Genomic DNA, 26967 nt, shown 5'->3' with positions numbered 1-26967 from the left:
TCAGCTTTGCGGCTAAGGCTGTTGCTGGCCGGGGCGCAAGCCGGCAGGCGGCGTAGCCTCAACCCCATTGACCCAATGCACCTGGCGGCGCGGGCCTTTGAGCTGACCATCGTAGCGCAGCGGAGCGGGCGTGGCGTCAGCCGGTGCTGCCGCGGCACTGCGCTCGGTGGTGAGCTGCTGGGCGCGTTCGTGCGGATTAAAAAACAGCCGCCCCCAGGAATCGGCCGCAAGCCCCAGCGGGCTAAGCGCCAGCAACACGGCACACACCGCCAGAGCCAATCGCTTCATAGCGCCTCCGCATCATGCATGGTGAGTACATCGTAGCGGCAATCCAGCCGCAGCGGCAGCGCCTGGGCCGGCACGCGCTGCCACAGGCATTCGCGCGCCACCGCCTGCCCCGGTAATTGCCGCAACTGGGCGTGCAGGGTAGAAAAATCCCACTCTGAGCTCGCCTGCCACTGCAAATGCAGCTCACTGGCATACAGCGCCAGCCCCTGCTCAGGTTTGGCCCCTTCTTTCAGCCGGCGCGGATTGAGGCTGTAGCTCAGCTGCCACTCCGGGTGCGCGCGCGCCAGTGCGGCCAGTTGCTCGACCCAAGCCAGACGATTTTCCGCGCCCAATACGCCGCGGCGCTGCAGCTGACTGGCTAATGACTGATGCCGCTGCACGGCATCCCACGCTAATTTGGCCGCTTCGGTGCTGGCCACTTGCGCGCGCAGTCGTTGCTGCTGCGCATCCAGCTCGCTCTGGCTTAACCACACATAGCCTTGCCCCACCAGCAATAACACACCCGCCATCAGCAGCGCAGTGCCAAACCACAGCACCGGGCGACGTATCAGCGCGTAATCACTGCGCCTGAGCTGCGACCAAATAGCATCACTCATGGGTTAACTCCGGGGCGGGCCAATTAAGTTGCAGCACAAAATCGGCGGGTATTGCTCTGGAATCGGCCACCTGATTGAGTTGTGGCTGGATACTCGCCTTCGAGCGGATATCCAGCGGCCATTGCACCACGCTAATCTGCACACCAGCCAGATCGTGTTGCAGCGCTTCTTGGAGCGCCCGCACTTGCTGCAAAGATTGCCGGTGCGCCTGCCGATCAGCCACCCGCCCGCGCAAGGTAAGCTGCTGCGCCAGCCATGGATTGGGCTGTGCCTGCGGATCGGCCACCTGTGGCTCAGCAGGCGCCGCACCATTCGCCGCGGCATCGGCAAGCACAGCCGGGGCCAGCGTTTGCCACTGCACTTCATCCAGCGTTAAACCCGGCAAACCCAGCAGCACCAGGCTCACCGCCTGCAGCGTGCGCTCCGGATCGGGCGCGGCCTGCAAATGCTGCTCGGTAAAACGGGCCATGGTCTGTAAGCGCAAGGGTGCACTGGCCGCCGCCCCATGCAGGCGTTGACTGTATTCACGCTCCTCGCGCTGCAGATGCAGCCAACGCTGCTCAGCCAACCCCAGCTGCTGCTGCAATTGGGTAGCCTGCCACCAGCTTATGGCGGCCAGCCCCGCGGCCAGCAACACCAGCACCACCGCCCACTGATACAAGTGCCGCCCTAAGCGGTACAGCCAATCGTATTTCTGCACCGCAGCGGGAGCATACTGATTGGCCAGCTTGCCACTCACCAGTAGGCGTAGCAGCGACTCTAGCCAGTGCTCGCTGTGCACGGGTAGCCGCAAGCGCTGCGCCAGCTCGCCCTGCGGCGTTTGCAGCTGCAAATCAAACGCGCCTGCCTCCTCGCCCAGGGCCGCCGGCAAGCCGCCCATCGCGGCCAGCTGGTGGCCATCGACCAGCAGCCACACGGGTAAGCGCACATCGCGCCCCACCAGCCGTAATGTGCTCAGATATTGCCGCGCACGGTGTAATTCGCTGGCCAGATCATGTAATTGCTCATCCGGCTGGCTTGCGTGGCTGGCATTAAAGATCGCCAGCCGGCTAAAGCGCAGGCCTTCATGGGTAAAAAAGCTTTGCCGCCATTGCCCGGGGCGCAAACTACTCATCACCAGCACCTGCGGCGGATGCTGCGGCATCCGTTCCAGCAAGGCCTGCGTGAGCAGCGCCAGCGAATACACCCCAACTACCGGCCATTGCCGCGCCAGTAAGGGCGCCATCACCCGCTCCAGCAGTTCGCCATTGAGTAAGGCCGCGAGCTGCACCCGATCAGGCTCGCCGCGCCGGCCGCGGCGCAGTAGCCGCGCCTGCCGATAGGCTGTGGCGCGAAATTGCTGCGCCAGGCGCCGCTGCAAGAGTGCTTGCCGATCCCGTCCACCCAGCCGCGGGATCTCCTCTTGCAGCACATCTTCTTCCACCAGATCCGTAAGTACAAAGCAGCGATATGGCCCGCGCGCTGCCAGCCAAGCAGCCCAGGCCTGCTGGCCAGCGTCATCCAGCCCAAATTCGGCCAGCAAGCTGGGGGCCGCGGGCTCGGCATACACCGCGAGGCGATCCTGGGTAAGTAAGAGAATCAGCGTTTTCATCGCAATTGACTGATGGTATCGAAAATCGGCCCGAGCACCGCCGACATAATCCAGGCCAATAGCAGCCCTAAAATCACGGTCATCGTGGGCTCAACCAGTGCTTGCACACGCTCAATCGCCTCTTTGATATCGCGATCATAAAAATACGCCACATTGGCCAGCGCCCCATCGAGCTGGCCGGTGTTTTCGCCGATCCGCAGCATGCGCAGCACCAGCGCCGGAAACAGCCCAACCCGGGCAAAGCTGGCACTCACGCCCTGCCCCTCGCGAATTTGTTGCCCCGCCTGCGCCACTGCAGCGGAGAGCACCCGATTACCCATAATGCCCTCGCAAATCTGCAAACATTCCAAAATGGGCAGCCCGGCGCCGTAGAGCAAACCAAAAAACCCGGCAAAGCGCGCCAGCACGATTTTTTTCACAATCGGCCCTAACACCGGCAGGCGTAAAAGATAGGCATCGGCCTGCATTTGAAAAGCCTCATCCTGCTGATAGCGCCAGCGGCCCAACAGCAACAGCACCACAGGCAGGCCAATAATCGCCCACCAGGCATTGGCAAACAGGGTAGAGAGCCACAGCAGCAGCTGGGTGCTGAACGGCAAGGTTTGCTTCATGGCAGTGATAAATGCCACCAGCTGTGGCACCAGATAAATCAGCAAAAAACACACCACCGCAAATACCAGCACCCCGACAAACGCCGGGTACATCACAATCCGGCGCATGCGCGAGACCAATTCATCCTGCCATTTAATTGCCTCGGCTAGCTTACCCAGCACCGTAGGTAGCTCACCGCTGGCTTCACCGGCGCGGATCAGGCTCACAAACACCTGATCAAACACCTGCGGATGCGCAGCCATGGCTTGGGATAGCTGCTGCCCGCCTTCGATATCTTCAATCAGATTGGCCGCAATTTCGCGCATTTGCGGCTGATCCACGCTATCGCGCAAATCAACCAGGCCTTCCAGTAGCGGCACACCAGCGCGGGTGAGTTGCTCCAGATGAAAACAAAATTGAATCAGCTCACGGCGATGAATCCGCCGGGCGCCCCACCAGCGCTGCGGGGCCGCCCGCGCCTCAATCAGGGTCAGCTGCAGGCGCGCCAGGCGAATTTCCAAGTCGGCCACATTGGTAGCGGCCATCTCCCCTTCCCGAATTCGCCCGCCCGCTTCGGCGGCCCGATAGCGAAACTGCATCAGCTCACCCGCTCGGTTAGATCAATCACCCTTGCGATTTCTTCCAGCGCGGTTTCCCCGGCTAAAACTTTGCGGCAGGCATCATCGGCCAGCGGCACAAAGCCTTTGCGCAAGGCTAATTGCCGGACTTCGCGCTGCGAAGCACGGCGGGCAATGAGTTCATCGAGCTCACCATCCAGGCGCAGCAACTCCATCACCGTGGTACGCCCGCGATAGCCCTGATGCTCACATTGCGGGCACCCCACTGCGCGATAAATGGTTTGGGGCTGACGGATACCGAGCAAACGCTGTTCGAACGCATCGGGCTGATAGGCTTGCTTGCAGTGCGGGCACAGAGTACGCACTAGGCGCTGGGCAATAATGCCGATGATATTGCCGGTGAGTACGTCGGGTAGCACGCCTATATCCAGCAGCCGCGGCAAGGCGCCGACTGCCGAGCTGGTATGCAGGGTGGAATACACCTGATGCCCGGTCATCGCGGCGCGAAACGCCATTTCGGCCGTATCCCGGTCACGAATCTCGCCAATCAGGATTACATCCGGGTCTTGCCGCATCATGGCACGGATGCCATTGGCAAAATCCAGCTTGCTCACCTCATTCACCGAGGTTTGCCGGATCATGGGCAGCGGGTATTCCACTGGGTCTTCCAGCGTCATGATGTTCACCGCCACCGAATTAATGTGATTCAAAATCGAATACAGAGTGGTGGTTTTGCCCGAGCCGGTGGGGCCGGTGACCAAAATAATCCCTTCCGGGCGCGCAATCATCAGCCGCAATAGATCAAGGTTGCTCCGGCTCAAGCCGAGCTTATCCAGCGGCACCAGGCCTTTTTGCCGATCCAAAATCCGCAGCACCAGATTTTCGCCCCAGCTAGTCGGCTGCGCCGACACCCGAAAATCCAGGCTGCGGCCCGACAGGGTGAGCGAAATTCGGCCGTCTTGTGGCGCCCGGGTTTCGGCGATATTCATTCCCGAGAGCACTTTCAGCCGCACTACCATCGCCGGCCAATAGGTTTTATGCAGCGCTCGGATTTGCCGCAAGACCCCATCAATGCGGTAGCGAATCCGCACAAACGAAGGCTCCGGCTCGAAATGCAAATCTGAGGCCCCCCGATTCACCGCATCGGCCAAAAGTGCATCAATCAGGCGCACCACCGGCTGGCTGTATTCGGCCTCGGCCTGCGCGAGGCTGCCGTAATCAATTTCGCCCGTTTCGATTTCGTGCAAAATGCCATCAATCGAGAGCTCGAAACCATAATATTGGTCAATCGCCCTGACGATATCCGACTCGGCCGCCAGCAGCGCTTCGATCCGATATTGATCTCGGGTCTGCAACCGCAGCTGATCCAATGCCACCAGATTATTCGGATCCACCATCGCCACGGTAAGTACCGCGGCCGCGCTATCCAGCCCCACCGGTAAGGCCAGCAAGCGTTTGGCCAGCTCTTTGGGGATCAGCCGGATCGCCTGTAAATCCGCCACGGTGCGGCTCAGATCAATACTGTGGTGGCCGAGATTTTCCGATAGCGCTTCGCGCAGCACCCCTTCCGAAACAAAACCCAGCGCCACCAGTAATTTACCCAACGGGGTCCCCGAGCGCCGCTGCTCCAATAGCGCAATGCGCAGCTGGTCTTCTGTGAGCAGCCCTTTTTCAACCAGCAGTGCGCCGAGGGGCAGGGTTTTCTTGGTGTTGCTCATCAGTAGCCTGCCAATCGCAATTGCGCCAGCCGAGCTTCGGCAGCCGCACTGGCAAACTGCGCTGGCCGCTGCTGCGCCAGCTGCAAGGCTTGCTGATAAAACTCGGCTGCCAGCTTGCGCTGCCCGAGCTGATCCAAACTCACCGCCAAATTAAACGCCAGATCGGGCTGACTGGGGTCGGCCTGCCAAGCCGAAAAATACAGCGCCTGCGCTGCTGCCCACTCCCCTCGCTGCGCATGAAACTGCGCTTGGACGAGCGGGTTGCTGACCTCACCACCTTGCTGAGTGCTTTGCGCCGCCATGGCTTCATTACCACTCGCGGCCTGCAGGCTGCGCACAGCTTGTTGCACCGGCGCATCTTGCGGATTCAGCGCGAGCAAATGCTGATAAACCCCTAGCGCGGCGGGAGCATCATCCCGGCGCAAATAAATCGCGGCCAAGCCCAGCAAGGCATCGCGCTGCCGCGGTTCGCGCTGCAACACCGCCCGATATTGCCGCTCTGCCAGCGATAAATCTCCCCGCTGATACGCCTGATAAGCCGCCTGAACTGTGCTGGGCGCACTGGCTACGGTGCGCACAAACCGTACCTCGGGTGGCGCGAAGGTTGCTGGCAGCTTTGGCACAGGGGCGGCAGCCTGCTCTTTTATATCCTGGGTATTGCCAGCAAAATCAATACTTTCTTTGGATTCAGGCGAATACCCTATAGCCGTATTGGATGCATCTGGTTGCGACTGCGCCAGAACTGCCGCCACCTCGGCCCCGGGGTCGGCCGTCGCCACTGCCGAAGCCGGCGCACTGGCGATGACGCGGGCGGGCGCATCGCTACTGCGCGTGAGCTGCTGGTACTCCCAGCCCAACCACGCGGCCATGCCCAGCAAAAAAACCGTGCCGCCAAGCGCCAGCCAGGGCAATAAGCCACGCGATTGGCTACGAGTTTGGCCGGCCCACCAGCTAGTGGCAGGCGGCGGAGTGCTGTTGGTCTCGGGTGCAGGGGGTACATTCACAACCGCGGCAGCTTGCGCGGTACTGCCAGGCGCACGCGCGGCAGGCGCAGCCACTTCAACCACCGGCGGCATAACCACCTCTGCCGCGAGCTGATCACTGGCCATCGTTTCCTGCTGCGGCAACTCAGCCTCGCTTAAGCCCGCCTCGGCCAGTAATGCTTGCCGAGCCATCACGGGCTCGCGATTGGGTTCCGCATCCTCAGTCGTTGCGTCGGCCGCTAAACTTAGCGGAGTATCTATAGACGAAGGCTGCTCAGTGGCGGTATCGACTGGCAATCCATGTTCAGATTCGGCATTGCTTGCGCGTTCTTCGCTCAGCGCAGATGTGGTTGTGGCCGTTGCCGGGCCGCTTTCCCAATCCAAGATGGGCCATGGCGTCTGCGGCTCCAGTTCTGTAGCTATTGGGGGCGTGGACTCGGCGGTGGCGATAGCGGCTGAATCCGCATTTAAACCAGCAGCAGGTGTTTCAAACTCCAACTCCAGTGGCGGCTCAGTCATTTCGGGCGCAACATCGCCTTGTTCTCGCAGCCGCGCGGCGTCTTTAAGTGCCTGCAAATACGAGCCGCTCATTGCGCTCTCGCTTTGGCCGGCAATGGCACTAGCCCGCCCTGAAAAGCCGATAGTTCTTGATCACTGCTGCGCTGAAAAAAATCATCCCCCGGCAAAAAGCGCTGATCACTGGCCTGCTCGGCTGCAAGCCCCTGCTCGCGCACCACAATCGGGCGCAAAAACACCACTAGCTCAATCTTGCTGACCTTATCATCGCGATAGCTAAACGCATCGCCCAGCACCGGCACACGCGACAGGCCCGGCACCCCCTGGCGACTGGTGACTAATTTGTCTTGAATTAAGCCGCCGAGCACCGCCGACTGGCCGCTGGCGATTTTCAAGGTGGAATCAAACTCGCGCACCTGCAAAACCGGCACAAGGCTTTGCACTGGGCGATCCGAATTACGGCTGATCAGTGCCACAGCCGGGTCTTCAACATAGCTACTGATATTGGTGATTGTGGGGCGCACATTCATCGAAATCAGCCCGGTTTCCGCCACCTGTGGCGTCACCTGCATCACTAGGCCCACCGGCACGGTATGCAGGGTAGAGGTGTAGGTGCGGCCAGTGACCACACCATCGGTGTTTTTATCTTCTTCAAGTTGCAGCGTGAAATACACCTGCTCTTCCACCACTTTCATCACTGCGGTCTGATTATTCAGCGCAATGACCTTGGGGCTGGATAGCACGCGGGTGCGACCAAATTGCTCCAGTAATTTAAGTGTGGCGGTAAAGTTGCTGCCCTTGTAGCTCAGGTAAGTCATCGGAGCCGCACCTAAATTGGCGCCAACCAGACTTTGCCCCAGCGACCAGCCCGAGCCGGAAGCGATACGGCTCCAATCTACCCCGGCCTGATATTGATCACCCAGCGCCACCTCCACGATGGTGGCTTCGATCATCACTTGCCGCTGGGCCGAGGCCTGCACCAGGGACAGAAACTCGGCGACTTTTTGCTGATCTTTGTGGGTGGCGCGCACGCTGATCGTGCCGCTTTCCGGATTCATAATCACCTGATTGGCCGGAATATTCACCGTCGTCGCCCCGACCACCGTGGTGACATTGGCTTGCTCGGCGCGGCTTTTGCCAGCCTCGGCAGCGTTTTTCTCGGCTTTGCTCAGCGCCTCGGTCAGCGCCACAGCGGTTTTGGTATCGGTAGTTTTCTGGCTCAAGGTTTGATTAAGCTGGGTGGCTACATTGGCTAAGACTGGCTGGGTCAGCGATGTACTAGTCGGTGCACCATCGCGAATGCCAAGCATTTCTTTTAAATTGGTTTCTAGTCTTTTCCAGAACTGATGTGGGTTTTCGCTGTCAATGCTGGTGGTTGAGCTATTGCCACCACTATTTGTCCCGGTTTGGCCGCCCGTGGTTACCGAATTCAGAATCGCCACATTGGCCTTCATATTGCGCGAGAGATTGAAGTAATCGACTTTGTAGGTTTGCAGATAAGGTCGATCAGGCATCACCGTGAGCACGCCCTGCTCAAAACGCCAATGAATATCCACTTGGCGGGCAATTCGGGTCAGGATCTGCGGCAGGGTTTGGTTGATGGCATTGAGAGTTACCACCCCTTGCACTTCTGGATGCACATCAACATTAATCCGCGCGTCGCGAGCCAGCGCAAATAAAAGGTTATGCACCGGAAGCTGACTCACCACCACGCTGTAGGTTTCCAAAGGCGTACTGGCCGCGGGCTGCGGCAGGTAGGGGATCACTTTAACCGGCGCCGGGATCTCATCGCTGGCCGCGACGGCCGAGGCCTGTAAATGCCGGCCTGCGACGGGAGATAAGCCAGTGGTGCCAGCGCACCCCGCTAGTAGCCCAATACCGATCGCCAACGCCAGCTGTCGCATGCGAAATCCAGTCTGAAAAGGAACAGCCTTATTCTAGGAAACCCCCTTGCAAATGCCAGCTCACAGTAAGAATCGCGCCGCCAAAAATGTGAATTTTCCACTTTCGGCGCGATTTACCCCACTCTGGGTGCGATCAAGAACAATTAGCAACAAACTACCGCTTGGTATCCCTGAATGCCTTACCGTAAAATTGCAGCTATGCCACTGATTGAATTCGAAAACGTCAGCTTTGCTTATGACGACACACCGATCTTGCGCGATGTCTCGCTACAGATCGAAGCCGGCCAGCTGGTCGCCATCATGGGTGGCTCGGGCTCAGGTAAAACGACGCTGCTTAAATTGATCGGCGGGCAGCTGCGCGCCCAGCACGGGCGGGTGCTTGTGGATGGCATCGAGGTCGGTCGCCTGAATGAGGGCGAGCTGTATCAGCTCCGCCGCAAGCTGGGCATGCTGTTTCAATTCGGGGCGCTATTTACTGATTTATCGGTCTTCGACAATGTGGCTTTCCCGCTGCGCGAACGCACACAGCTGCCCGAATCCATGATTCGTGATCTGGTGCTGATGAAGCTCCAAGCGGTGGGGCTACGCGGCACCGCAGACTGGATGCCACAGGCCTTATCCGGCGGCATGGCGCGGCGGGTGGCGTTGGCGCGTGCCATCGCACTTGATCCGCAAGTCATGCTTTACGACGAGCCCTTCACGGGTCTTGACCCCATTTCGCTTGCGACCGTGGGGCAGCTCATTCGCGAGCTCAATGATGCTCTGGGTACGGCTTCGATCGTGGTCACCCACGATGTCGCCGAATCGTTGGCGATTGTCGATTATGTGTACTTCCTTGACCAAGGTCAGCTGGTAGCCCAAGGCACGCCGGCCGCCGTACGCGCCTCAACGCATCCATTTGTGCAGCAATTTATCAATGCGCAGCCCGATGGCCCCTTGCCTTTTCATAAGCCGGCGCCACCCTACGCCCAAGCTTTGGGGGTGCAGGCATGAAGCTATTATTCGACCTGGTTTCGCGCCTAGGGCAGCCATTCACCAATACGCTGATCAAACTGGGCTTTGCCGCCCGTTTCCAGCTGGCAATTTTGCGCCACTCGGCCACCGCATTGCTACGCCCACAGCTCACCCTGCGGGAAATCTGGTTTGCCGGTGTGCTATCGGTGCTGATTATTGTGGTATCGGGGCTGTTTGTGGGCATGGTGCTGGCGCTCCAGGGCTATGACACCTTGCAACGCTTTGGCGCCGCCAGCTCGCTGGGGATTTTGGTGGCGCTATCACTGGTGCGCGAGCTGGGCCCAGTCGTGGCGGGGCTGCTGTTTGCCAGCCGCGCCGGTAGCGCGATCACCGCCGAAATCGGCCTGATGAAAGCCACCGAGCAGCTAGCGGCGATGGAAATGATGGCGGTCAACCCCATCGCCCGCGTGGTGGCGCCGAAATTCTGGGGGGGCGTGATCTCCATGCCTTTACTGGCGGCCATGTTTAGCGCCATGGGGATATTTGGCGGTTACCTGATTGGGGTGCAGCTGCTGGGCTTAGATGAAGGCAGCTTCTGGTCGCAAATGCAGGGCGCGGTGGATTTTCGCTTGGATGTCATGAATGGGGTTATCAAAAGCCTCTTTTTCGGCTTTGCTGTCTCGCTGATCGCCGTCTTTGAAGGGTATGATGCGCCCCCGACTGCCGAAGGCATCTCGACGGCCACCACCCGCACCGTGGTCACCAGTGCGCTGGTGATTCTGGCTCTTGATTTTATTCTGACCGCCTTTATGTTTCGGGGAGTGTAAATGAAACGTGGCATGATCGATTTTTGGGTCGGGCTATTTGTCCTGGCCGGCATGGCGGCGCTGATGTTCTTGGCACTCAAGGTCAGCAGCCAAGGCAATTTGCCCACCGGCAGCACCTACAGCCTAACCGCGGATTTTGAAAACATCGGCGGGCTGAAAGTACGTGCGCCAGTCAAAAGCGCCGGGGTTGTCGTTGGCCGGGTAAGCCAAATTAGCCTAGACCCACAGCGCTATGTCGCCAAAGTCACTTTGGATGTCGATAGCCGTTACCAATTTAGCCGCGATAGCTCAGCCGAAATTTTAACTTCGGGCCTTTTGGGCGAGCAGTACATCGGCATTACCTCCGGCGCCGAGGAGAAAACCCTCAAAGCCGGGGATACGTTCAAAATCACCTCTTCAGCGATTGTGCTGGAGCAGTTAATCAGTCGTTTCCTGTTTAGCCAGGCCGACAAAGAGAAGGAAAAACAGGAATGATCAAACTCGTTAAACAACTGCTGCTGGCCGCGAGCCTGAGTTTTGTAGCCCATAGCGCCATCGCCAGCGACAGCCCCGAGCAGATCGTGCGCTCATCCAGCAAAGACGTGCTGGAAATCATCAAAAAGAACGACAAAGATCCGGCAAAAACCCGTGATCTGGTCGATGCACGCCTCTCGCCACTGGCCGACTATAAACGCATGACCGCACTGGCCACCGGCCAATACTGGAAAAGCGCGACCACGCCACAACAAGAAGCGCTCACCAACGAGTTTCGCGCCATGCTGGTGCGCACTTACCTGAGCGCCCTCACTGTTTACAAAAACGCGCAAATCAATATCAAAGGCACCCGCGCCGGTAACGATGCCGATGAACAAACCGTACGCACCGAAGTCAGCCTGCCAGGCCAGAAACCTATCCCGCTCGATTTCAACTTTGAAAAGAATGGCAATGAGTGGAAGGTGTACGACATCAATGTCGATGGCATCAGCTTTATCAATAACCACCGTAATCAATTTGGCGCAGTGATCCGCAAAGACGGTATCGACGGCCTGATCAAGCAATTAGCGGCCCGTAATAACGCGGCCAAGCAAGGCAAGTAAGATGCAGCTGTATCCAGTGCCCGCCACTCTCACCCACGCCAGTACACCCGCCTTGCTCAGCGCGCTGGATGGCTTACTGGCGGCAGGTGATCTGACACTGGATCTACAGGCCGTCACAACGCTGGATTCCAGCGCCGTGGCGCTCTTACTGGAATGGCAGCGCCGGGCGCAGGCACGGCAGCGGCAACTGAGCTATCAGGGCTGCCCGGCCGCCCTTGGTCAGCTGATTCGGGTTTATGGCGTGCAAGATCTCTTGCAAATCAAAGTTTAAGCGACCAACAATAACCGTATGACTCTCACACGGACAGCGCCTCACGGCGCTTTTTCCATTATGCGCCGACTGACTCTGCTGGCCGCCCTGCTGTGTACCGCCTGCGCGACGCCACAAAACAACTACGACCCGCTCGAATCCATCAATCGGCCGATTTACGACTTTAATAGCGGGCTGGATCAACATCTGGTGCGCCCGGTGGCCAAGGCCTACAGCGAATATATCCCGCCGCCATTACGCTCTGCGGTGGGTAATTTCTTTGGCAACCTGGATGACCTATTCGGCATACCCGCCGCCCTACTGCAAGCCAAAGGCACCGCTGCGGCCAAGAGCACCGGTCGGGTGGTATTAAATAGCACGCTGGGTGTAGGCGGCCTGATCGACTGGGCCAGCGACTTGCCCATCGAAAAACAGAACGAAGATTTTGGCCAGATGCTTGGCTACTGGGGTGTACCCAGCGGGCCCTATCTGATGGTGCCATTCTACGGCCCGCTTACGCTGCGTGATTCAAGTGATAATTTGCTCCGCCTCGCGTGGGGGCCAATCGACTACATCGACCCGCTGGCCGGCCAGATTGCCTATTACAGCACCTATGTGATTGATCTGCGCGCCAGCCTTTTGCCGCTAGATGCCACCCTGCAAGAGCAGTTCGATCCCTATAGTTTTGTGCGTGACACCTATTTGCAGCGGCGCTGGTTCAAGGTGCACGATGGCAACCCGCCTTATCCTCTGCCACTGGGAAGCGACCCCGAGCACGGCAGCAGCGTGGCGGCCGAAGCCGCGAGCGACACCCCCAGCAGTAGCCCCAGCGCCAGTGAACCCAGCAAGGATGCGCAGTGAAAGCTATAGAATTTAACCACGTCGGCAAAGATTTCGGCGCCTTTACCGCGCTCAAGGAAGTGAGCTTCAGCGTTGAGCAGGGAGATTTTTTTGCTTTGCTCGGCCCCAATGGCGCGGGCAAAACCACGCTGATTTCCATTTTAGGTGGTCTCACCCGCGCTAGCCGCGGGCAAACTCGCGTCATGGGCCATGATGTCGCCAGCGACTATCGCGCCGCCCGCCGAGCGGTGGGCATCGTGCCGCAAGAGCTGGTGTTCGATCCTTTCTTTACTGTGCGTGAATCGCTGGTCTTTCAATCCGGCTATTTTGGCCTGCGCAATAACGACAACTGGATTGACGAAATTTTGCACAATCTGGGTTTAAGCGAAAAAGCCAATACCAATATGCGTGCGCTCTCGGGGGGTATGAAGCGCCGCGTCATGGTGGCTCAGGCTTTGGTGCATAAACCCCCGGTGATTGTTCTGGATGAACCCACCGCCGGGGTGGATGTCGAGCTTCGCCAAACTTTGTGGGAATTCATCCAGCGGCTCAATACGCAGGGCCACACCATCGTGCTGACCACCCATTATCTGGAAGAGGCCGAAACCCTGTGTAACCGCATCGCCATGCTCAAACGGGGCGAATTGATCGCACTGGAAGACAAAAGCACCATGCTCGGGCGCGGCGCGGCGCGGACGGTAGAGCTCAAACTCAAACCCGCTACGCTGCCCGAACGCTTGCAACCGCTGCTGCTCAAGCAGCAAGAGAGCCGTTTTACCCTGAAGCTGGCCGATTGCAATGGGCTGGAAGCGATCTTGAGCGAATTGCGCGCCCACGACATCACCATCAAAGATCTGGCCATTAGCCAGCCCGATCTGGAAGAAATCTTTGTGCAAATGATGCACGCCTAAGTCGGAGCAGGCATGACCGGGTTTTACACACTGTTTTACAAAGAAATCCTGCGCTTCTGGCGGGTGGCCTTTCAGACCGTTGCCGCGCCGGTGCTCACCGCGCTTTTGTATTTGCTGATTTTTGCCCATGTGCTCGAAGCCCATGTCGAGCCGTATCCGGGAGTGCGCTACACCGCCTTTCTGATTCCCGGCCTGATGATGATGAGCATGCTGCAAAACGCCTTTGCCAACTCCAGCTCCAGCCTGATTCAATCCAAAATAACCGGCAATATCGTGTATGTGTTACTGCCGCCGATTTCGCATTTTGAATTTTTCGCGGCCTACACCCTTGCCGGTGCGGCACGCGGCATCGTGGTGGGCCTAGGGGTATTGCTCGCTACGCTATTTTTTGCGGTGCCGCCATTCGCATACCCAGCATGGGTAGTGGTGTTTGCGATTTTGGGTTGCAGCCTGATGGCCATGCTGGGCCTAATCGCCGGGATCTGGGCCGAGAAGTTCGATCAACTAGCCGCCTTTCAGAATTTTCTGATCATGCCGCTAACCTTTTTATCGGGCGTGTTTTATTCGATTCATAGCTTGCCGCCATTCTGGCAAGCCGTTTCACACCTCAATCCGGTTTTTTACATGATCGACGGATTTCGCTATGGCTTCTTTGGTGTGGCTGATGTGAGCCCATGGCAATCGCTGGCGGTTGTCGGATTTACTTTGGCAATCCTCACCGTAATCACGCTGACCTTGATAAAATCCGGCTACAAAATCCGCCGCTAAGGCTATCATGCGGGTCTGCCGCTGCTGCAAAGCGGCGGCGACCTCGCAAATTGCGCACCCAAACAGATACTTATGACACCAGAATACGTTCAGACGCTGATCCGCCAAGTCTTGCCCTGTGAGCATCTCGAAGTAGAGGGCGATGGCCATCACTTCTATGCCACCATCGTTTCCAGCCAGTTTGAGGGCCTTAAACTGCTGGCCCGCCATCGTCTGATCAATGATGGTCTGAAATCGTATCTGGATTCAGGTGAGCTGCACGCGCTATCGATGCGCGCCACCCTCACCCCAGCCGAATGGGCTGCCCGCCAGTGAGCGAGCGCGATCCCCGCTTTGATCTGGGCCAGATTGAGGCTCGGCACAAAGTCATCGAACAAGCCAAACTCGATGCCCGCCAGCGCGAGCAGAAAAATGGCGGCCCCTTAGCGGCGCTGGCTAATCTGCCGTGGCTGATCGCAGTGGTCGCAGTGAGCTACTGGCTGTACTTCAAATAAAATCAGTGGGGCGAGCGCCCCGCGCGGAACCGAATATCATGGATAAACTGAAAATCACCGGCAACGGCCCTATCAACGGCGAAATTACCATTTCTGGCGCCAAAAATGCTGCCTTGCCGATTCTGTGTGCCTCTTTGCTCACCGCCGAGACCCTGCGCCTGACCAATGTCCCGCAGCTAGCCGACGTGAAAACCACGCAAAAACTGCTGCAAGGCATGGGCGTGCGGGTGATGACCGACAACGTGCACGAGTACGAAATCACCGCCAACAACATCACCAGCACCATCGCGCCGTATGAGCTGGTGAAAACCATGCGCGCCTCCATCTTGGTGCTGGGCCCCACGCTGGCCCGCTTTGGCGAAGCGCAGGTTTCACTGCCCGGCGGTTGCGCGATTGGCGCGCGCCCGATTGATCAGCACATCAAAGGCCTGCAAGCGATGGGCGCCGAGATCGTCATCGAGCACGGCTATGTCAAAGCCACCGGTAAACTGAAAGGCTGCCGTTTCCGTTCGGACATGATCACCGTCACCGGCACCGAAAACTTGCTGATGGCGGCAGTATTGGCCGAAGGCACTACTATTCTGGAAAACGCCGCGCGCGAGCCAGAAGTCGTGGATCTGGCCGAGTGCCTGATCAAAATGGGCGCGAAAATCACCGGCCACGGTACTGACACCATCACGATTGTTGGCGTGGAAAAACTGCATGGCGCCGAACACGCCATCGTAGCCGACCGCATCGAAACCGGTACTTTCCTAGTGGCCGCTGCCGCTTCACAAGGCAAAGTGCTGCTGAAGAACACCCGTGCCGACATCCTTGGCGCCGTGCTGGATAAACTCACCGAAGCTGGCGCTTACATCGAAACCGGTGATACCTGGATTTCGCTGGATATGAAACAGCGCCCGAAAGCCGTGGATATCCGCACCCTGGAATACCCGGCCTTCCCGACCGATATGCAGGCGCAATTTACACTCTTGAACGCCATTGCCGAAGGCACCGGTGTAATTACCGAAACCATCTTTGAAAACCGCTTTATGCACGTGCCTGAGCTGGCGCGGATGGGCGCCAAAATCAAGGTGGATGGCCACAGCGCGATTGTGACCGGGGTGGAAAAACTCTCGGGCGCCACGGTAATGGCGACCGACCTGCGCGCCTCGGCGTCGCTGGTTCTGGCCGGCATGATTGCCGAAGGCGAAACCATTGTGGATCGCGTCTATCACCTCGATCGCGGCTATGAGCACATCGAGCGCAAGTTGGCGGGTGTCGGCGTTAAAATCGAACGGATCAAATAAGCGGTATGCTCACCATTAATCCCAAGCCCGCCAGCGAAGACAGCGACGGCAAAGTTGAACCGCCCAAAGAGCATGAAAAGTTTTTTGCGGTGATCGCCCATCTGGCAGCGGTGTTTTGGCTACCGGTGCTGGCCATGCCGCTGATTTCGCTGGGCCTGCCCTTTATCATCTTGCAATTTGCCCGTGTGCACTCGGAATTTGTCGAGCAGCATGCGCGTGAATCGGTGAATTTCCAGATGCTGATGGCCTGCTTTTATGCGCTTGCCTTTCTGGCTACCACTCTCTTACACGCCCCGATTTTTGTGTGGTGGGTTGGCGTGGGCGCGGCGCTATTTAGCATGTGGCAGGCCGCGCGGGCGATTAATGGCTGGCCGGCCAAATACCCGGCCAAGATTGCACTTTTCAAATAAGGGTATTGCGCTAGGACGCAACACCTACAAGACCTAGGGACGGATACCCCATGATTACCATCGCCCTTTCCAAAGGCCGGATTTTCGAAGAAACCCTGCCTTTGCTGGCTGCCGCTGGCATTGAGCCGGCCGAAGCGCCGGAAAGCACCCGCAAACTGATTATTGGCACCAACCAGCCCGATGTGCAGCTAATCATCGTGCGCGCCTCGGATGTGCCAACCTATGTGCAATACGGCGCGGCTGATTTGGGTGTGGCGGGTAAAGATGTGCTGCTGGAGCATGGCGGTCAGGGTCTGTATCAGCCACTGGATCTTGAAATCGCCAAATGCCGGCTGATGGTCGCGGTGCAAAATGGTTTTGATTACGAAGGCGCGGTTAAGCAGGGCGCACGCATGCGCATTGCCACCAAATACACCGAGCAAGCCAAAGAGCACTTTGCCAGCAAAGGCATGCACGTTGACCTGATCAAGCTGTATGGCTCAATGGAATTAGCCCCGCTGGTGGGCTTGGCCGATGCGATTGTCGATCTGGTATCGACCGGTGGCACGCTAAAAGCCAATAATCTGGTGGCGGTGGAGCATATTCGCGAGATTTCCAGCCGCTTGGTGGTGAATCAGGCTTCGCTCAAACTCAAACACGCCCGTATTCAGCCTATGCTGGACGCCTTTGCCGCCACCGTCGCGGCCCGCCACGCCTAATTCAGCCATGCCACGGCGGCACCTCAAGCAGCAGCGTTTACCGCTGTATCTGTTGTTGTGCATGTTCGCCTGGCCGTGGCTACTTAAGCTCGGTTATGTCGAGAATACCAGCACCGCCCTGCACGGGTTTATCGCGCTGGTGTATCTCAATTACTTTTCCTATGTGCTGAGCATCGCCAAAGGCTTGCGCCTGCGGCATGGCATCGAGCCCGAGCAAGCCGTCTGGCTGTTTATCCTTAGCAATCTGTTGCTGATTTATACCTTTGCCACTGGCTGGCAGATGTTTGACGTTTACGGCACCAGCGCCGGTTGCAGCAATAACCCGGATTTTCTCGACTCGCTGTATTTCTCGGCTACCATCTTTGCCACCGTGGGTTTTGGTGATTTCCTGCCCTGCAACCGCGATGGCAAGCTGCTATTTATCGCTGAATCATTTATTGGCTCAACTCACTTCGGCATTTTCATCACGCTGATTTTCAGCCGCGTTGTCGCCCAACCCGCCGCCCCAGCCGAACCGCCGGCACAACACTAAGCCCCCCCCATGCCTGCCGGCATCAGCTAACCGCATGACCTGCATCAAGCCCTGGTACTTTTCGGCTTTACATTATACTTTTTAACATAATATACTTTATTTAAATTTAACGGAGCAAAGCCATGAATCAGGTCAAGAAGCTGGTCATTATTGGTGGGGTGGCAGGTGGCGCCTCGGCGGCGGCGCGGGCGCGGCGGCTGAATGATCACGCCGACATCGTCGTGTTCGAGCGTGGTCCCTACGTGTCGTTTGCCAATTGCGGCCTGCCCTATCACTTGGGCGGCGAGATTGCCGAGCGCGAATCATTATTGCTGCATACGCCCGAAAGCCTCACCGCGCGTTTTGGCCTAGATGTGCGCGTGAATAGCGAGGTACTCAGCATTAACCGTGCGGCAAAAACCGTGCGCGTTCACAACCGGCAAACAGCTGAAACCTACGAAGAAAGCTATGACGCACTGATCCTTGCACCGGGTGCAGCCCCGATTCGCCCGCCACTGCCAGGGCTGGATAACCCGCGAGTGTTTACGCTGCGCACCGTGCCCGATCTCGATCGGCTAATGCAGGCGATGACCAGTGAGGTGAAGCACGTGACGGTGGTCGGTGCTGGTTTTATCGGGCTGGAAACGGTCGAAGCGCTGCGCCACCGCGGCCTGGCGGTCAGCCTGATCGAGCGGGCGCCGCAGGTGCTGACCCCGCTGGATGCCGAAATGGCCGCGCCCTTGGCCCAAACCCTGACGCAACATGGGGTGGAACTATTGCTGGGCGAGAGCCTGGCAGCCGTACATGCGGGCGAACAACTTAGCCTGCAGCTGGCCTCTGGCCGCTCGCTGCAGACCGATCTGGTGGTGCTCGCCATCGGGGTTAAGCCGGAAACTGGCCTCGCACAAGCCGCAGGACTCACCATCGGCCGTAGCGGCGGGATTGTCGTGAATACGCAGCAGCAGACCAGCGACCCTGCGATTTATGCGGTGGGCGACGCGGTTGAGGTGCAGCACACCATTCATCAGCAAGCCGTGTTGTTGCCGCTGGCGGGCCCCGCCAACCGGCAAGGACGCATCGCGGCGGATGCGATTTTTGGCCACGGCAAAGCTTATCGCGGCAGCCAGGGCACTGCGATTTGCAAAGTGTTTAATCAGACTGCGGCCAGCACCGGCCTGAATGAGCGCAGCCTCGCCGCAGCCGGCATTGCCTATCGCAAGCTGTATCTGCATGGCAATGATCACGCCAGCTATTACCCCGGCGCGAGCATGATCAGCCTGAAAGTGCTATTCGAGCCTGCCACCGGCCGGCTGCTGGGGGCCCAAGCCGTGGGCGAAAAAGGCGTGGATAAACGCATTGATGTGCTGGCCGTGGCGCTGCAAGCGGGGCTCACGGTTGATGATCTGGCCGAAATGGAGCTCAGCTACGCGCCGCCTTATGGCGCCGCCAAAGATCCGGTGAACCTACTGGGGATGGCCGCACAAAATCTGCAACACGGCCTGCTCCAGTTGATCGAGCCGGAAGCACTGGCGGCACAACTGGCCAGCGGCACAGCACCGCAGCTGATCGATGTGCGCGAGCCGGAAGAAATCGCCACCGGCCAGATCGCCGGCGCGCGCAACTTGCCACTCAGCCAGCTACGCGAGCTGAGCCGCACGCTAGATCGGCAGCGGCCGGTAGTGGTGTATTGCATGGTGGGTTTGCGCGGCTATATCGCCCAGCGCCATCTGCAGCAGCAGGGTTTTCAGGTGCAGAGCCTGAACGGCGGCTACAAAACCTGGCAGGCGCTGCAACTTAGTCAGCAGTATCAGTCACAAAGCTAACAGCAAATTAGCCTGCAGGCAGATACCCACCGGGGTAGCTGCCTGGGTGTGCGCCCACTTGCGTCAGATCAGCCTTGGCCGGCATTTTTGCCGGCTGGCGAACGCCACCACGGCTTCAAGGTATAATGGGGAAATTCCTCATTGTTTTGGGTCGTTGCCATGATTCGCCGTCTAGATTCCACGTCTGCCAATTTCCAAGCCGAACTCACCGCCCTGCTGGCCTTTGAAACATCGCAAGACCCGCAAGTGGATCAGCGCGTGGCCGCGATTCTGGCCGATGTAAAAAGCCGTGGTGATGCCGCGGTGGTGGAATACACCAATCGCTTTGACGGCACCAACGCCAGCGGCATGGCCGAGCTGGAACTCACGCAGGCCGAGCTCAAAGCCGCCTTCGAGCGCCTGCCCGCCGCCCAAGCCGAAGCCCTGCAAGCCGCCGCGGCCCGCGTGCGCAGCTACCACGAAAAGCAAAAAATGAGCTCGTGGAGCTACGAGGACGAAGACGGTACGCTACTAGGCCAGCAAGTCACGGCGCTGGATCGCGTCGGCATTTACGTACCCGGTGGCAAAGCGGCGTATCCATCTTCAGTATTAATGAACGCAATTCCAGCACACGTTGCTGGCGTCGCCGAAATCATCATGGTGGTGCCTACCCCCAAAGGCGAGCGCAATGATCTGGTACTGGCGGCCGCGTATGTGGCCGGCGTATCGCGCGCCTTCACCGTAGGTGGCGCACAAGCTGTTGGCGCCTTGGCCTACGGCACGCAAACTGTACCGCAAGTCGATAAAATTACCGGCCCGGGTAATGCCTATGTGGCTGCGGCCAAGCGCGCGGTGTTCGGGATTGTCGGCATCGATATGGTGGCTGGCCCATCCGAGATTTTGGTACTGGCCGATGGCACGACCAACCCGGATTGGGTGGCGATGGATCTATTCAGCCAAGCCGAGCACGATGAAATCGCCCAGTCGATCTTGCTGTGCCCTAGCGCCGAGTATGTGGCCCAAGTCGCGGCCAGCATTGAAAAACTGCTGCCAACCCAGCCACGGCAAGACATCATCCGCGCCTCACTGGCCAATCGCGGCGCGCTGATTGTGGTGAAAGACCTCGCCGAAGCCTGCGAAATTTGCAACTACATCGCCCCCGAGCACATGGAATTATCCGTGGCCGAGCCAGAGGCGCTGCTGCCGCAAATCCGCCATGCGGGCGCGATTTTTATGGGGCAATTTACTTCCGAATCGCTGGGTGACTACTGCGCTGGCCCGAACCACGTCTTGCCAACCGCCCGCAGCGCGCGTTTCTCTAGCCCGCTGGGCGTGTATGACTTCCAGAAACGCTCAAGTCTGATCAAAGTATCAGAAGTGGGCGCGCAAAAGCTGGGCGCAATCGCCAGCGTTTTGGCGCACGGCGAAGGCCTGACCGCGCACGCCAACGCGGCTGAACTGCGGATGAAATAATGGGGTATTGGGCTGCAGAGCATATCAAACAAGATCTACAAGCCCATACCCCAGCATCAATCTACTGCGAGCGCCTCCAGGCCGGATAAATCCAGCTGCGGCAAGGGCACGCTGTGGTCGTGCAGCTGGATATGCAGAAACCCGGCCTGGCGCTCATATTCTTCGCGCTGCAGTTTTAGCCCGAGCTGCTGGGCGTAGCGGGCGGCCTGTGTCAGCAGGCGCAGCTCCAGATGCAAAAAGCGATCTTCGCGCGCCAGCTGCAAGCCACGTTGCAAAATCGTGAGCGCCTGCGGCAAGGCGGCCTGCTCAGCCACCAGCTCGGCCCATTCGGCCAGCACATTCACTTCTAACCAGTGATAAGGTGTAGTGGTGAGCGTGCCCAGCGCCTCCTCCAGCAAGAGCTCAGCCTGCGCGCTATCCTGCTCCCGCCGCGCCAATTGCGCCAACCGGTACTGGCATTCAGCCACATGATGCGGCAAGCCCGCCGCCGCGCTTTCGTGCCAGGTTTGCTGCAAGAGCGTCTGCGCGGCGGCGCGCTCATCCAGCTGCAGCAGATTCACCGCCCAATTGATTTTCGCCATGGTGATCAGATAGGCATCACCACTGTCTTGCAGCAATTGGCACGCGGCCTGATGCATGCGCACGGCATGCCGGTGCTCACCCGCCGCATCGCAGACCCGCCCAATACCAATCAGCGCCAGTGCGCGAGTTTTTTGCAGCTCGGCCTGCCGCCCACACAGCAGCACCGCCTGCCGGAAATACTGTAGCGCCGCCGGATAATGCCCGAGCGAATAATGGCAACAGCCTAGCTGCTCCAAAATCAAGGGCATCTGCTGATAGGCACGAAACTCCACCGCCAGCGCCTGCGCTTCCAGCAGCACCGCAATCGCCCCGGCAAAATCGCCCAGCTGATCCTCAATCAGCGACAGCTGCCGCGCAGCCTCGATAAACACCGGCACATCAAAATGCAGGCGTGCCTCAGCCAGTAGCGCAAGACAGGCGCTGCGTGCTTCTGCGGGCGCAGTAAAAATCTGAGTGGCGATGGCGGCCAATTCGGCCTGCCGGCGTTGCAGTGGCATGCGAAATCCTCGGGCGAATTTCGTTGTAGCACAACGCGAATCTGCGCGTTGCGGGCTAAATCAGCACGACCTTACTGCAACTGGCGGTCGTTATAAACGGTATTTTGCTTAATGCGCCCATCGGCGGCTAATTGCAACACATTCACCCCCTTCGCTACCGTTGTGCCCGCAGCATCCATCACGCGCCAGCCAAACAGCGCTTGCTCGCCCAGCTGCTGTACCGGCGTAGTAAGCTCAAGTTTTAAGCCCGCGATTTGGGTGCGCAACTGGGTAACCAAGCCGGCGTATGCCGGCACTCCACGCAACACCCCCTCGGCGCTCACATGCAGATAATCATCACTCAGAATTTTGCCCCAACCCGCAGCGCGGATAGCGGCATCCGGCTCATTGAATAAGACCAGAAACTGCTGCAAAGTGGCGTCTAAGCTGGGCTGGTTCGCCGCTTGCTGGGCGCTTGTGAGCTTAGCTGGCACTTTTAACAGCTGATCAACCGTCACAAATTGATAACCCTTAGCCCGGATGGCGGGAATCAGTGTTTGCACCGCCGCCACAGTGGGGCGGCGGGTACGCCCGCCCGAGTCATGCAGCAGCACAATGGCTTCGGGGTGCAGATATTGGGCTACCACCTCATGAATTTGGGCGCTGGCGAGGCTCTCGTTGCTGATTTTCCAGGTGTGATACCAATCGGCACTATCCACCGACCACAAAATGGCGTGCACGCTGCGCGCTTGCAGCGCCTTGATCTGGCCATCGTTCAAAAAACCATAGGGCGGGCGCATCAGCGCCGGTTGAAAACCCACTACCTGCTGAAATGCAGACTGGGTTTTCGCCAGCTGCAAATCCCACCAGAAGCCGCCTTCTTCCATTTTGCTCAGATTCGGGTGGCTGAAACTATGGTTCGCCACCGTGTGTCCTTCGGCGACAGCGCGGCGGACAATCTCGGGATGCGCCAGTACATTCTGGCCTTGCCAGAAAAAGGTCGCCTTCACGCCTTCTTTCTTCAGCGTATCCAGCAGCGCCGGCGTATCAAGGCTAGGGCCATCATCAAAGGTTAAAGCCACCACTTGCCGATCACCCGGCCCTTCCAGAAAAAACGTTTGCGGAAAACGCTGCGCCTGCCCTTCCAGCTGCGCGGCAGACACCTGCCCCTGATTTTCCACCACCGGCGTACGCAAGCGGGGCGGGGTTTGCGCCAGCACCAGTTCAGCCGCCAGCAGCCCAATCACCATCCAAATTTTATGCATGCTCAACCTTCCTTCATTGAAATTTCGAGTCTGCCGCAGCGGTGGCTGCGCATTTTCATCCTGCATCGACCCACCACATGGCAATGCCCAGACTGGGCAATGTTCGATAATCGCCCTTGCGGAACTCCTGCAGTATTTGCCGCTCAGACCAAGAGCGCAGTAGCGTACTAATCATCGCCGGCAATTGACTTAAAGCTGACAAACTTCGAGCCAAGCCCCAGCAGTTAGCGAAAGTTAAGCGCAACTGGCAATCTGGCAGGCACTTTTCCCCACGCAATTAGGGATTTGCCGGTCAAAATGCTTCCCGCCACGTCCAAACTGTTGGAAAATACCGAATTGACCGCCATCGGCTGAGCTGTTAACGAGAATTTTGATGCGCCAAGTAACTGTCACCCGCAATACGCTGGAAACCCAGATCACCATCACCCTAAACCTGGACGGCACCGGGGTGGGTAAATTTGATACGGGCGTACCCTTTTTCGAACACATGCTAGATCAGGTGGCCCGCCACGGCCTGTTTGATCTGGACATCAAGGCGGTGGGCGATCTGCACATCGATGCGCACCACACCGTTGAAGACGTCGGCATTGCACTGGGGCAGGCGTTCGCCAAAGCACTTGGCGATAAAAAAGGCATCCGCCGCTACGGCCACAGCTATGTCCCGCTGGATGAAGCACTGAGCCGAGTGGTGATCGATCTCTCTGGCCGCCCAGGGCTGGAATATCACTGCAAGTACACCCGCGACACCATTGGCCAGTTTGATACTCAGCTGTTTGGTGAGTTTTTCCGTGGCTTTGTAAATCATGCCGCCGCAACGCTGCACATCGACAATCTGAAAGGCGATAACGCCCATCATCAGGCCGAAACCATCTTCAAAGCGCTAGGCCGCGCGCTACGGATGGCAGTGGAATGGGATGAGCGGATGGCCGGGATTACCCCATCCACCAAAGGCACTTTGGTGGGCTAATGATGAGTGCAAGTAAACCTCTGATCGCCATTGTCGACTACGGCATGGGCAATTTGCATTCGGTCACCAAAGCCTTTGAGCTTGTCGCCGAGCAACAGGCGCACATCGTACTGACTGCCGACCCGGCGGTCGTCGCTAGTGCCGATAAAGTCGTGTTTCCTGGTCAGGGTGCCATGCCCGACTGCCTTCGCGAACTAAACGCCAGCGGTCTAAAGCAAGCAGTGCTCGATGCAGCCGCCAGCCGGCCATTTTTGGGCATTTGCGTTGGCGCCCAACTCTTGTTTGAGCACAGCGAAGAAGGCAATATGGATTGCCTCGGTCTATTCAAAGGCCGCGTGGTGAAATTCAAACCTGAAAACATGCATGACGCCCAAGGCCAAAAACTTAAAGTGCCGCACATGGGCTGGAATGAAATGTTTATTCGCCGCGAACACCCGCTGTGGCACGGCATTAACGATGGCGAACGGTTTTATTTTGTACACAGTTATCACTTTGCGCCGACGACGGATGCCGAAACTGTGATTGAATCAGCTTACCCAGATCGCTTTGCAGTCTGTGTAGCGCGCGACAATATCTTTGCGATTCAGTGTCACCCGGAAAAGAGCCACTCGGCTGGGCTGCAATTGCTGAAAAATTTCGTAAACTGGAAGTTGTCATTTTAACTTAACCCCCTTCACTACCTGCTTTTGAAATCATGCTGATTATTCCTGCAATTGATCTGAAAGATGGCCAATGTGTCCGTTTGCGCCAAGGCGAGATGGATGATGCCACCGTGTTCTCCGATGATCCGGCGAGCTTTGTCTCGCATTGGCTGGATCAGGGTGCGCGCCGCATGCATCTGGTTGATCTGAATGGCGCGTTCGCCGGCAAGCCGAAAAATCTGGATGCCGTAAAACGCATTCTGCAGGCAGTGGATGGTGAAGTACCCGTCCAGCTGGGTGGCGGTATTCGTTCGCTCGAAACCATTGAGATGTATCTGGATGCCGGTATCGACTATGTGATCATCGGCACCGCGGCCATTAAGCAACCAGGCTTTTTGCACGAAGCTTGCGATGCCTTCCCTGGCCACATCATCGTGGGGCTGGACGCCAAAGACGGCAAGGTAGCGACCGATGGCTGGGCCAAAGTCACCGACCACGACGTCATCGACCTCGCCAAACGCTTTGAAGGCTATGGCGTAGAAAGCGTGATTTACACCGATATCGGCCGTGATGGCATGCTCTCGGGCGTGAACATCGAAGCCACGGTAAAACTGGCACAAGCGCTGACGATTCCGGTGATTGCCTCAGGTGGTCTCACCAATCTGGATGATGTGCGCAAGCTTTGTGAAGTGGCCTCCGAAGGGATCGAAGGCGTGATCACCGGCCGCGCCATCTACGAAGGCACCATCGACTTTGCCAAGGCGCAGGAATTGGTGGACGAGCTGCGTGGCTAAACCATGAGCGACACTGCGGCCGACGACAACAAACCGGAATGGCTGGATTGGGCCACCGAAGAGCGGCAGATTGGCCAGCTCTTACGCGACACCAATCCAGATTGGTTTGATGAAGTCTGCCGCATTTTATTTGAATACGACCCCATGCTAATCCGCCTGGTGGGCGAGCCGGAAGGCTACGCCCCCGAAGCGGGCAGCATTATTCGTAGCCTGCCCCAATGCATGAATGTCGACGATGTTCAGCAGCTAATCTTCAATGTGTTTACCCAGTGGTTCACCCCGGAATTCGCCGGTGGCCGCAGCCAATACGCCGAAACGGCACTAGCGCTCTGGACCAGCTGGAAAACGCAGCAGCAAGAATGACCGTGGCCCTCGCCACGCGGAACCTGATATGCCACTAGCTAAACGTATTATTCCCTGTCTGGATGTGACCGCGGGTCGCGTCGTAAAAGGGGTGAATTTCCTTGAGTTACGCGACGCCGGCGATCCGGTCGAGATTGCCCGGCGCTACAACGAGCAAGGCGCGGATGAACTCACTTTTCTGGACATAACCGCCTCGAGCGACGATCGCGATCTGATTTTGCATGTGATCGAAGCTGTGGCTTCGCAGGTGTTTATTCCACTCACTGTTGGTGGTGGCGTGCGCAAAGCCGATGACGTGCGCCGCTTACTGAATGCCGGTGCAGATAAAGTCAGCATTAACACCACCGCAGTCTCTAACCCCGAAGTGGTTGAGCAGGCCGCGAGCCGCTTTGGCAGTCAGGCTATTGTGGTGGCCATTGATGCCAAAGCCACCGACGCCACCAATAGCCGCTGGGAAGTGTTCACCCACGGTGGCCGCCGCCCAACCGGGCTGGATGCGGTAGAGTGGGCGCTGAAAATGCAGCAGCTGGGCGCGGGCGAAATTCTGCTCACCAGCATGGATCGCGACGGCACCAAAATCGGCTTTAATCTGCCTTTAACGCAAGCCGTGTCTGATGCAGTGGATATCCCGGTCATCGCCTCAGGTGGGGTAGGTAATTTACAGCATCTGGTGGATGGGGTGAAAATCGGTCACGCCGATGCTGTGCTGGCGGCCAGTATTTTCCACTTTGGTGAATACACGGTGCGCCAAGCCAAAGAAGCCATGCAGGCTGCCGGCATTGAAATGCGCCTTTAATCGCAGAGGAACACC

General features: G+C 58.2%; 30 protein-coding genes. 21 read left to right on the top strand and 9 right to left on the bottom strand.

Going from position 1 to position 26967, the window contains the following annotated elements; all coding sequences use genetic code 11:
• Window positions 1-12: 12 nt before the first annotated feature.
• The 7 genes from L991_RS01250 to L991_RS01220 are packed head-to-tail and all read right to left on the bottom strand — an operon-like array spanning window position 13 to window position 8765.
• Complete coding sequence (locus L991_RS01250) at window positions 13-288, bottom strand: hypothetical protein (protein ID WP_052190474.1); 276 nt, start codon at window positions 286-288, stop codon at window positions 13-15.
• Complete coding sequence (locus tag L991_RS01245; protein ID WP_047391283.1) at window positions 285-884, bottom strand: hypothetical protein; 600 nt, start codon at window positions 882-884, stop codon at window positions 285-287. The genes L991_RS01250 and L991_RS01245 overlap by 4 nt, the downstream gene beginning before the upstream one ends.
• A complete protein-coding gene (locus L991_RS01240; protein ID WP_047391280.1) occupies window positions 877-2475 on the bottom strand; it encodes a hypothetical protein in 1599 nt (532 codons plus the stop codon). Before L991_RS01240 ends, L991_RS01245 begins: the two co-directional genes overlap by 8 nt.
• Complete coding sequence (locus tag L991_RS01235; RefSeq protein WP_197053754.1) at window positions 2472-3665, bottom strand: type II secretion system F family protein; 1194 nt, start codon at window positions 3663-3665, stop codon at window positions 2472-2474. Before L991_RS01235 ends, L991_RS01240 begins: the two co-directional genes overlap by 4 nt.
• Window positions 3665-5362, bottom strand: a complete 1698-nt coding sequence (locus L991_RS01230) for a GspE/PulE family protein (protein ID WP_047391275.1) — start codon at window positions 5360-5362, stop codon at window positions 3665-3667. The genes L991_RS01235 and L991_RS01230 overlap by 1 nt, the downstream gene beginning before the upstream one ends.
• On the bottom strand, window positions 5362-6936 hold the full coding sequence (locus tag L991_RS16220; RefSeq protein ID WP_052190473.1) for a tetratricopeptide repeat protein: 1575 nt from the start codon (window positions 6934-6936) through the stop codon (window positions 5362-5364). The genes L991_RS01230 and L991_RS16220 overlap by 1 nt, the downstream gene beginning before the upstream one ends.
• A complete protein-coding gene (locus tag L991_RS01220) occupies window positions 6933-8765 on the bottom strand; it encodes a pilus (MSHA type) biogenesis protein MshL (RefSeq protein WP_052190472.1) in 1833 nt (610 codons plus the stop codon). The genes L991_RS16220 and L991_RS01220 overlap by 4 nt, the downstream gene beginning before the upstream one ends.
• Before the next feature lie 174 nt (window positions 8766-8939).
• Here L991_RS01220 and L991_RS01215 point away from each other — a divergent pair, with 174 nt between their 5' ends.
• The 16 genes from L991_RS01215 to hisD all read left to right on the top strand — a co-directional run bounded on the left by L991_RS01215 (window position 8940) and on the right by hisD (window position 21068).
• Entirely contained in the window at window positions 8940-9758 is an 819-nt protein-coding gene (locus tag L991_RS01215; protein ID WP_047391271.1) for an ABC transporter ATP-binding protein, read from the top strand.
• Complete coding sequence (mlaE, locus tag L991_RS01210) at window positions 9755-10546, top strand: lipid asymmetry maintenance ABC transporter permease subunit MlaE (RefSeq protein WP_047391268.1); 792 nt, start codon at window positions 9755-9757, stop codon at window positions 10544-10546. Before L991_RS01215 ends, mlaE begins: the two co-directional genes overlap by 4 nt.
• A complete protein-coding gene (gene mlaD / locus L991_RS01205) occupies window positions 10547-11020 on the top strand; it encodes an outer membrane lipid asymmetry maintenance protein MlaD (protein ID WP_028450341.1) in 474 nt (157 codons plus the stop codon). It abuts the gene before it with no gap.
• Window positions 11017-11622 carry a phospholipid-binding protein MlaC gene (locus L991_RS01200; RefSeq protein WP_047391265.1) on the top strand — a complete coding sequence of 202 codons (606 nt, stop codon included), beginning with the start codon at window positions 11017-11019 and terminating at the stop codon, window positions 11620-11622. Before mlaD ends, L991_RS01200 begins: the two co-directional genes overlap by 4 nt.
• Window position 11623: 1 nt before the next feature.
• Window positions 11624-11893, top strand: a complete 270-nt coding sequence (locus L991_RS01195; protein ID WP_047391260.1) for a lipid asymmetry maintenance protein MlaB — start codon at window positions 11624-11626, stop codon at window positions 11891-11893.
• Between the two features lie 60 nt (window positions 11894-11953).
• Window positions 11954-12733 (top strand): VacJ family lipoprotein, encoded by a 780-nt coding sequence (locus tag L991_RS01190; protein WP_047391256.1) that lies wholly within the window; start codon window positions 11954-11956, stop codon window positions 12731-12733.
• Window positions 12730-13623: an ABC transporter ATP-binding protein gene (locus L991_RS01185; protein ID WP_047391254.1), complete on the top strand. Its 894-nt coding sequence runs from the start codon at window positions 12730-12732 to the stop codon at window positions 13621-13623. The genes L991_RS01190 and L991_RS01185 overlap by 4 nt, the downstream gene beginning before the upstream one ends.
• Before the next feature lie 12 nt (window positions 13624-13635).
• Complete coding sequence (locus L991_RS01180) at window positions 13636-14391, top strand: ABC transporter permease (RefSeq protein WP_028450345.1); 756 nt, start codon at window positions 13636-13638, stop codon at window positions 14389-14391.
• Between the two features lie 72 nt (window positions 14392-14463).
• Entirely contained in the window at window positions 14464-14706 is a 243-nt protein-coding gene (locus tag L991_RS01175; RefSeq protein WP_028450346.1) for a BolA family protein, read from the top strand.
• On the top strand, window positions 14703-14885 hold the full coding sequence (locus tag L991_RS01170; protein WP_156128941.1) for a hypothetical protein: 183 nt from the start codon (window positions 14703-14705) through the stop codon (window positions 14883-14885). Before L991_RS01175 ends, L991_RS01170 begins: the two co-directional genes overlap by 4 nt.
• Window positions 14886-14923: 38 nt before the next feature.
• Window positions 14924-16174, top strand: a complete 1251-nt coding sequence (murA, locus tag L991_RS01165) for a UDP-N-acetylglucosamine 1-carboxyvinyltransferase (RefSeq protein WP_047391249.1) — start codon at window positions 14924-14926, stop codon at window positions 16172-16174.
• 5 nt (window positions 16175-16179) lie between these two features.
• Window positions 16180-16584 carry a DUF4870 domain-containing protein gene (locus L991_RS01160; protein WP_028450349.1) on the top strand — a complete coding sequence of 135 codons (405 nt, stop codon included), beginning with the start codon at window positions 16180-16182 and terminating at the stop codon, window positions 16582-16584.
• 50 nt (window positions 16585-16634) lie between these two features.
• Window positions 16635-17282, top strand: a complete 648-nt coding sequence (gene hisG / locus L991_RS01155) for an ATP phosphoribosyltransferase (RefSeq protein WP_028450350.1) — start codon at window positions 16635-16637, stop codon at window positions 17280-17282.
• Between the two features lie 7 nt (window positions 17283-17289).
• Window positions 17290-17814 (top strand): potassium channel family protein, encoded by a 525-nt coding sequence (locus L991_RS01150; protein ID WP_047391246.1) that lies wholly within the window; start codon window positions 17290-17292, stop codon window positions 17812-17814.
• A 122-nt stretch (window positions 17815-17936) separates the two neighbouring features.
• A complete protein-coding gene (locus L991_RS01145; RefSeq protein ID WP_047391243.1) occupies window positions 17937-19616 on the top strand; it encodes an FAD-dependent oxidoreductase in 1680 nt (559 codons plus the stop codon).
• 159 nt (window positions 19617-19775) lie between these two features.
• Entirely contained in the window at window positions 19776-21068 is a 1293-nt protein-coding gene (gene hisD, locus L991_RS01140) for a histidinol dehydrogenase (RefSeq protein ID WP_374749634.1), read from the top strand.
• A 56-nt stretch (window positions 21069-21124) separates the two neighbouring features.
• On the opposite strand, the gene L991_RS01135 is transcribed toward hisD, so the two are convergent.
• Window positions 21125-22147, bottom strand: a complete 1023-nt coding sequence (locus tag L991_RS01135) for a tetratricopeptide repeat protein (RefSeq protein WP_047391240.1) — start codon at window positions 22145-22147, stop codon at window positions 21125-21127.
• Between the two features lie 71 nt (window positions 22148-22218).
• Window positions 22219-23391: a polysaccharide deacetylase family protein gene (locus L991_RS16215; protein WP_052190471.1), complete on the bottom strand. Its 1173-nt coding sequence runs from the start codon at window positions 23389-23391 to the stop codon at window positions 22219-22221.
• 373 nt (window positions 23392-23764) lie between these two features.
• On the opposite strand from L991_RS16215, the gene hisB reads away from it, so the two are divergent.
• Genes hisB through hisF form a run of 5 tightly spaced genes read left to right on the top strand, consistent with a single transcriptional unit; the run spans window position 23765 to window position 26952 of the window.
• Window positions 23765-24358 (top strand): imidazoleglycerol-phosphate dehydratase HisB, encoded by a 594-nt coding sequence (hisB, locus tag L991_RS01125; RefSeq protein ID WP_028450355.1) that lies wholly within the window; start codon window positions 23765-23767, stop codon window positions 24356-24358.
• Between the two features lie 2 nt (window positions 24359-24360).
• Window positions 24361-25020 carry an imidazole glycerol phosphate synthase subunit HisH gene (gene hisH / locus L991_RS01120; protein ID WP_047391323.1) on the top strand — a complete coding sequence of 220 codons (660 nt, stop codon included), beginning with the start codon at window positions 24361-24363 and terminating at the stop codon, window positions 25018-25020.
• 32 nt (window positions 25021-25052) lie between these two features.
• Complete coding sequence (hisA, locus tag L991_RS01115) at window positions 25053-25793, top strand: 1-(5-phosphoribosyl)-5-[(5-phosphoribosylamino)methylideneamino]imidazole-4-carboxamide isomerase (RefSeq protein ID WP_047391238.1); 741 nt, start codon at window positions 25053-25055, stop codon at window positions 25791-25793.
• A gap of 3 nt (window positions 25794-25796) precedes the next feature.
• Complete coding sequence (locus L991_RS01110) at window positions 25797-26156, top strand: hypothetical protein (protein WP_047391235.1); 360 nt, start codon at window positions 25797-25799, stop codon at window positions 26154-26156.
• A gap of 28 nt (window positions 26157-26184) precedes the next feature.
• The gene (gene hisF, locus L991_RS01105; RefSeq protein ID WP_028450359.1) at window positions 26185-26952 is read left to right on the top strand and encodes an imidazole glycerol phosphate synthase subunit HisF; all 768 of its coding nucleotides are present in this window, start codon (window positions 26185-26187) and stop codon (window positions 26950-26952) included.
• Window positions 26953-26967 lie beyond the last annotated feature (15 nt).

The organism is Chitinibacter sp. ZOR0017, assembly GCF_000799095.1.
Classification (GTDB): Bacteria; Pseudomonadota; Gammaproteobacteria; order Burkholderiales; family Chitinibacteraceae; genus Chitinibacter; species Chitinibacter tainanensis.
This window is presented reverse-complemented; position numbering and strand designations above follow the sequence as displayed.

What these genes read in the sequence shown, in the direction of transcription:
- L991_RS01250 (WP_052190474.1), bottom strand. Translation starts at nt 288, where the DNA reads ATGAAGCGATTGGCTCTGGCGGTGTGTGCCGTGTTGCTGGCGCTTAGC.
- L991_RS01245 (WP_047391283.1), bottom strand. Translation starts at nt 884, where the DNA reads ATGAGTGATGCTATTTGGTCGCAGCTCAGGCGCAGTGATTACGCGCTG.
- L991_RS01240 (WP_047391280.1), bottom strand. Translation starts at nt 2,475, where the DNA reads ATGAAAACGCTGATTCTCTTACTTACCCAGGATCGCCTCGCGGTGTAT.
- L991_RS01235 (WP_197053754.1), bottom strand. Translation starts at nt 3,665, where the DNA reads ATGCAGTTTCGCTATCGGGCCGCCGAAGCGGGCGGGCGAATTCGGGAA.
- L991_RS01230 (WP_047391275.1), bottom strand. Translation starts at nt 5,362, where the DNA reads ATGAGCAACACCAAGAAAACCCTGCCCCTCGGCGCACTGCTGGTTGAA.
- L991_RS16220 (WP_052190473.1), bottom strand. Translation starts at nt 6,936, where the DNA reads ATGAGCGGCTCGTATTTGCAGGCACTTAAAGACGCCGCGCGGCTGCGA.
- L991_RS01220 (WP_052190472.1), bottom strand. Translation starts at nt 8,765, where the DNA reads ATGCGACAGCTGGCGTTGGCGATCGGTATTGGGCTACTAGCGGGGTGC.
- L991_RS01215 (WP_047391271.1), top strand. Translation starts at nt 8,940, where the DNA reads ATGCCTTACCGTAAAATTGCAGCTATGCCACTGATTGAATTCGAAAAC.
- mlaE (WP_047391268.1), top strand. Translation starts at nt 9,755, where the DNA reads ATGAAGCTATTATTCGACCTGGTTTCGCGCCTAGGGCAGCCATTCACC.
- mlaD (WP_028450341.1), top strand. Translation starts at nt 10,547, where the DNA reads ATGAAACGTGGCATGATCGATTTTTGGGTCGGGCTATTTGTCCTGGCC.
- L991_RS01200 (WP_047391265.1), top strand. Translation starts at nt 11,017, where the DNA reads ATGATCAAACTCGTTAAACAACTGCTGCTGGCCGCGAGCCTGAGTTTT.
- L991_RS01195 (WP_047391260.1), top strand. Translation starts at nt 11,624, where the DNA reads ATGCAGCTGTATCCAGTGCCCGCCACTCTCACCCACGCCAGTACACCC.
- L991_RS01190 (WP_047391256.1), top strand. Translation starts at nt 11,954, where the DNA reads ATGCGCCGACTGACTCTGCTGGCCGCCCTGCTGTGTACCGCCTGCGCG.
- L991_RS01180 (WP_028450345.1), top strand. Translation starts at nt 13,636, where the DNA reads ATGACCGGGTTTTACACACTGTTTTACAAAGAAATCCTGCGCTTCTGG.
- L991_RS01175 (WP_028450346.1), top strand. Translation starts at nt 14,464, where the DNA reads ATGACACCAGAATACGTTCAGACGCTGATCCGCCAAGTCTTGCCCTGT.
- murA (WP_047391249.1), top strand. Translation starts at nt 14,924, where the DNA reads ATGGATAAACTGAAAATCACCGGCAACGGCCCTATCAACGGCGAAATT.
- L991_RS01160 (WP_028450349.1), top strand. Translation starts at nt 16,180, where the DNA reads ATGCTCACCATTAATCCCAAGCCCGCCAGCGAAGACAGCGACGGCAAA.
- hisG (WP_028450350.1), top strand. Translation starts at nt 16,635, where the DNA reads ATGATTACCATCGCCCTTTCCAAAGGCCGGATTTTCGAAGAAACCCTG.
- L991_RS01150 (WP_047391246.1), top strand. Translation starts at nt 17,290, where the DNA reads ATGCCACGGCGGCACCTCAAGCAGCAGCGTTTACCGCTGTATCTGTTG.
- L991_RS01145 (WP_047391243.1), top strand. Translation starts at nt 17,937, where the DNA reads ATGAATCAGGTCAAGAAGCTGGTCATTATTGGTGGGGTGGCAGGTGGC.
- hisD (WP_374749634.1), top strand. Translation starts at nt 19,776, where the DNA reads ATGATTCGCCGTCTAGATTCCACGTCTGCCAATTTCCAAGCCGAACTC.
- L991_RS01135 (WP_047391240.1), bottom strand. Translation starts at nt 22,147, where the DNA reads ATGCCACTGCAACGCCGGCAGGCCGAATTGGCCGCCATCGCCACTCAG.
- L991_RS16215 (WP_052190471.1), bottom strand. Translation starts at nt 23,391, where the DNA reads ATGCATAAAATTTGGATGGTGATTGGGCTGCTGGCGGCTGAACTGGTG.
- hisB (WP_028450355.1), top strand. Translation starts at nt 23,765, where the DNA reads ATGCGCCAAGTAACTGTCACCCGCAATACGCTGGAAACCCAGATCACC.
- hisH (WP_047391323.1), top strand. Translation starts at nt 24,361, where the DNA reads ATGAGTGCAAGTAAACCTCTGATCGCCATTGTCGACTACGGCATGGGC.
- hisA (WP_047391238.1), top strand. Translation starts at nt 25,053, where the DNA reads ATGCTGATTATTCCTGCAATTGATCTGAAAGATGGCCAATGTGTCCGT.
- L991_RS01110 (WP_047391235.1), top strand. Translation starts at nt 25,797, where the DNA reads ATGAGCGACACTGCGGCCGACGACAACAAACCGGAATGGCTGGATTGG.
- hisF (WP_028450359.1), top strand. Translation starts at nt 26,185, where the DNA reads ATGCCACTAGCTAAACGTATTATTCCCTGTCTGGATGTGACCGCGGGT.